This window comes from Gemmatimonadales bacterium, from assembly GCA_036265815.1.
In the GTDB taxonomy this organism is placed as follows: Bacteria; Gemmatimonadota; Gemmatimonadetes; order Gemmatimonadales; family GWC2-71-9; genus CAVVWJ01.
The window spans coordinates 1-3,909 of sequence record DATAOI010000038.1 but is presented as its reverse complement, the minus strand read 5'-3'; the positions used below and the strand labels follow the sequence as shown (position 1 = coordinate 3,909).

At 68.6% G+C, this 3,909-nt stretch carries 6 protein-coding genes; 2 read left to right on the top strand and 4 right to left on the bottom strand.

Annotation, left to right across the window (positions count from 1 at the left end):
• From VHR41_08080 to VHR41_08065, 4 genes are all read right to left on the bottom strand, one after another.
• Positions 1-1,080 (bottom strand): M23 family metallopeptidase (locus VHR41_08080; protein HEX3234143.1); only part of this gene is annotated, 1,080 nt, incomplete at its 3' end.
• Positions 1,081-1,108: 28 nt separating this feature from the next.
• Positions 1,109-1,804 (bottom strand): SDR family oxidoreductase, encoded by a 696-nt coding sequence (locus VHR41_08075; GenBank protein HEX3234142.1) that lies wholly within the window; start codon positions 1,802-1,804, stop codon positions 1,109-1,111.
• Positions 1,801-2,454, bottom strand: a complete 654-nt coding sequence (gene folE, locus VHR41_08070) for a GTP cyclohydrolase I FolE (GenBank protein HEX3234141.1) — start codon at positions 2,452-2,454, stop codon at positions 1,801-1,803. Before folE ends, VHR41_08075 begins: the two co-directional genes overlap by 4 nt.
• On the bottom strand, positions 2,432-2,830 hold the full coding sequence (locus tag VHR41_08065; GenBank protein HEX3234140.1) for a 6-carboxytetrahydropterin synthase: 399 nt from the start codon (positions 2,828-2,830) through the stop codon (positions 2,432-2,434). The genes folE and VHR41_08065 overlap by 23 nt, the downstream gene beginning before the upstream one ends.
• 352 nt (positions 2,831-3,182) lie before the next feature.
• Between VHR41_08065 and VHR41_08060 the strand changes: the two genes are divergently transcribed.
• Together VHR41_08060 and VHR41_08055 are read left to right on the top strand one after the other, a co-directional pair.
• A complete protein-coding gene (locus VHR41_08060) occupies positions 3,183-3,332 on the top strand; it encodes a hypothetical protein (GenBank protein HEX3234139.1) in 150 nt (49 codons plus the stop codon).
• A 253-nt stretch (positions 3,333-3,585) separates the two neighbouring features.
• A partial coding sequence (locus VHR41_08055; protein ID HEX3234138.1) for a sugar transferase occupies positions 3,586-3,909 on the top strand: 324 nt, incomplete at its 3' end.

The window sequence follows — 3,909 nt, the reverse complement described above, 5'->3', positions numbered from 1 at the left end:
CCGCTTTCCCCCGGCCTTCACCGTCGTGTCGTGCCTGATGCTGACGGTGAGCGCCCCCTCCTCCGCCGGACCCGCGTAGACCACCTTTCCGCCGAGCGCGGCCATGACGGGCGTGCCGTCCGGGTTGTTGAACTCGACGCCTTGATGCTGCTGGAAGAAGCCGCCCATCGTGGAGCCGTAGCGGTAGGTCTGGTCGATGAACTGGTTGTTCGGGACGGCGATCGGGCGCCGCATCCAGATGGTCAGCGGCGCGACCGGCGGGGCGGCGGCGGGCGCGCGGTTTCGGAGGCAGGGCAGCGTGTCGGTGACCGGCCGGAGGCCGCACGGCGTGCCGTGATACTGCTGCCGGCCGATGAGGATCGCGTTGGCCGGCGGAAACGCGGCGGCGGCGATCGGTGTGGACGTCCAGCCGCTGTCGGTGTGCTGCAGACGCTGGTTGCCCCGAAGCGTGGTGACGTTCCAGCCCCGCCGGTCGGCGGCGAGCCGGCGGACGTACTCGTTGGACAGCAGCCGGAGGGCGGTATCGGCTGGCCCGCGGGCGGCCGGGCCGATCGAGTCCTCGATGGCGATCCAGTGTTCGCCGTCGTCCGTCGTGATCTGGAGCCCGTCAGCGGTGGCGATGACCGTGGTGTCCCCCCGGGTGACTATCCCGCCAGGAATGACGTACTGCCATTCGGGGCCCAGCTGGTCGTAGGTCCAGTTGCGCCAGGTCCGGCCGCCGTCCCGCGAGATCCCCCACCCGTTCCCGACGGTGCCGTACCAGACCTCGCCCCGCGGACCGAACGCGATCGCCTGGACGAAGTCCATGCTGATCGACGTGGCCGTGGCAGAGTCGTGCCGAATGGGCTGCCACTGGTCCGCCCCAGCGGGGAGGCGAAACATCCCGACACCATAGGTCCCGACCCAGAGAGCGCCCTGCGGGTCTCTCGCCGCGGTGAGCACGTGCACCCCCCAGCCGGCGCTGTCGGGCAGGGGCGGCAGCACCGCCTGGGCGAAGGCGGCGCGGGTCGACAGCAGGACCGTGATCCCGACCATGGCCAGCAGAGGCGGGTGGAGACCAGACCGTGCGCGGTGGCTCATCGAGGCGTCCAGGAACGAGGTGGAAGCGTCAGGCCGGCTCCAGCCGCAGCCAGTCGATCAGCACGTGCGGCGGCCGAGTGGCCACGAAGAGGATAGCGTCGGCCACGTCGGCCGGTCGCAGCATCCGGGCGCGCGCCGGGAAGCCCACCCGGTGGTCGGGATCGTAGGGATCCCAGGCCCCGGTGTCGGTTGCGCCGGGAGAGATCAACGTCAACCGAACCCCGCTGCCGCGATATTCGGCCAGTAGGGTCTCATGAAGCCCGCGGAGCCCGTACTTGCTGGCCGCGTACGCGGCGTTCTCGGGAAGGCCCAGATGGTCGGCCACGCTGCCGACGCTGACGAAGCAGCCGCGTCCGACCGCGCGGAGCATCGGGAGGATGGCGCGGGCGAGCGTGAAGGAGGCACGCAGGTTGATCCCGATCTGGGCGTCGAACTCCGCCGCCGTGGTCTCCTCCAGAGAGCGCAGCAGGAAGCTCCCGGCGTTGTTCACTACGATGTCCGGCGGGCCGAACTCCCGCGCGATGCGATCGGCCAGCCGCGCGACCTGGTCGGCGTCGGTCAGATCGCAGCGGACATCGTGCCCGGCGCCGTGCGCTGCGTCCCGGAGCGAGCGGGCCACCCGGAGCACCCGGCAGCCCGCGCCGGCCAGCGCCTCGGCGGTGGCGGCGCCGATGCCGCGAGAGGCACCGGTCACCACGGCCAGGCGTCCGGCCAGGGCGGTCACTCCGCCAGCCTGCCCCCGTGCGCGAGACGGAGAAACTCCACCCGGGTCTTGGAGTCGTCGCGGAAGATCCCTCGAAGCGCGCTGGTGACCGCCCGCGAGTTCTGCTTCTCCACTCCGCGCATCATCATGCAGAAGTGGGCCGCCTCGATCACCACGCCCACCCCGGCGGGCTTGAGCGTGTCCATCACCGCGTCGGCGATCTCGTCGGTCAGCCGTTCCTGGACCTGCAGCCGCCGAGCGAATACATCGACGATCCGGGCGACCTTGCTCAGCCCGAGGATCTTGCCGTCGGGGATGTAGGCCACGTGGGCCCGGCCGAAGAACGGCAGGAGATGGTGCTCGCAGAGCGAGTACATCTCGATGTCCCGGACCAGGATCATGCTCTGGTGCTGTTCCTCGAACACCGCGTCGCCGATGACCTCCTCGACCGTCATCCGGTAGCCCTGGGTGAGGAAGCGGAGCGAGGATTCCACCCGGTCGGGGGTCTTGAGCAACCCTTCGCGACCCGGGTTCTCGCCCAGGGCCTCGAGGATCGCGCGGACCTGATCGGCGAAGGGCTCGAGGTGCGGCTGGGCCGCGTCGGGGGGGGTGACGCGTCGCCGGTTGGACCGGGGCAGCGCCCCGTCCTTATCCGCCTTGGTAGTCGACATAGTTTCTCGGGGTCTCCCACAGGCGGAGCCGGAGCGTGAGGTCGGCGGGAAGCGCCGCCCTCAGCTCCCGCCAGCACACCAGCGCGATGTTCTCGGAGGTCGGGTTCAGATCGCGGAACCAGGCGACGTCCAGATTCAGGTTCTTGTGGTCCATGTGCTGCAGCAACCGCTCCTGCGCCAGGTCCTTCAACCGGTTCAGGTCCATGACGTATCCGGTTTCCGGATTGATCTCCCCCTCGACCGTGAGGTCGAGCTCGTAGTTGTGCCCGTGGAAGTTCGGGTTGTTGCACACGCCGAACGTCGCCCGGTTCCAGGCCTCGGAGCACGTAGGATTGTTGAGGCGGTGCGCGGCATTGAAGTGCACGCGCCGCGTCACGCTGCATCGCGGCATCGAACGACTCGGTGACTGGTCCTGGGAGGAAGATGCGGGGACCCGGGGCAAGGTCAAGCCGTGCTCAACGCACCTGCACCATACACCTGCGCCATACACATACGCCGGCCGAAAGCCGGCCGGCGCATGTGGAGTACGGCAACAGAGAGGATTATTGAAGCCCAATGAGAATGTTCGGCGCCCTCACCAAGACTCCTGCCTTCCCCCGAGGGGCGTGACATCGGCCCCGGCATTCGGGCCCATCACTGGACCTGTTGGCTCAATAATGTGGCTCCCCATCACCGCGGGATTAAGATAGGAGGCAGCTTCCCTAGAATCAACCGAGCGAGGAGTCCACATGCCGTCATTGACGCTGGTCGTAGCCGTCATCGCGCTGGTCACGTGGGCGTTCCTGATCTTTGGCGGGGTCACCAGCTTGGGCGTGACCCATTTGTTGCTTGCCCTGGGTAGCGTGCTTCTGGTCCGCTGGTGGGCGCTCCGCGCTTGACGCTGTGAGGACAACCGAGTTGCTTGATGGTAGTTTACCACAGACAATCCACACGGAATCCACGGGGGGCTCGGCTGGGGCGCCTGGCCAGGCCGCCTAAGTCGCTCCGCCGTCGTCGTATACAGGAGCGTTGCCGGGCTGTGGGCAACCGGGGCTCATCGGCATAGATCGTGCTGGTCCCGCCGTCGCTCGCGAACGGCGCCGGCCGCACACCCTGCTTCAACCAGCGACGGGCCATTACGTGATACGATGGATGGAAGGGCTGATAGAGCGCACCGAAGCCCAGGACGCCCGGCGGCGGCTCCAGACCGTGTGGAGCGCCGACGACGGCCGTATCCCTGACCGGGAGGCTCGCTGGCCGGCCGAGCCGGTGCGGCAGCAATGGGCCACCCGGGTACTCAATTTCGTCCTCGCGTCGCTGGCGCTGGTGTCCCTGTTGCCAGTGATGCTGGTGATTGCGGTGCTGATCAAGCTGACCTCGCGGGGCCCGGTGTTCTACCTGCAGGAGCGGGTGGGGCTGGACCGGCGGCAGCGGGGCGTGGGGGCCTTGAACCACCGCCGCAGCCACGACGCCGGG

Bases quoted from the DNA above. Each gene is read 5' to 3' on its own strand.
- folE (HEX3234141.1), bottom strand. From the start codon at position 2,454: ATGTCGACTACCAAGGCGGATAAGGACGGGGCGCTGCCCCGGTCCAAC.
- VHR41_08060 (HEX3234139.1), top strand. From the start codon at position 3,183: ATGCCGTCATTGACGCTGGTCGTAGCCGTCATCGCGCTGGTCACGTGG.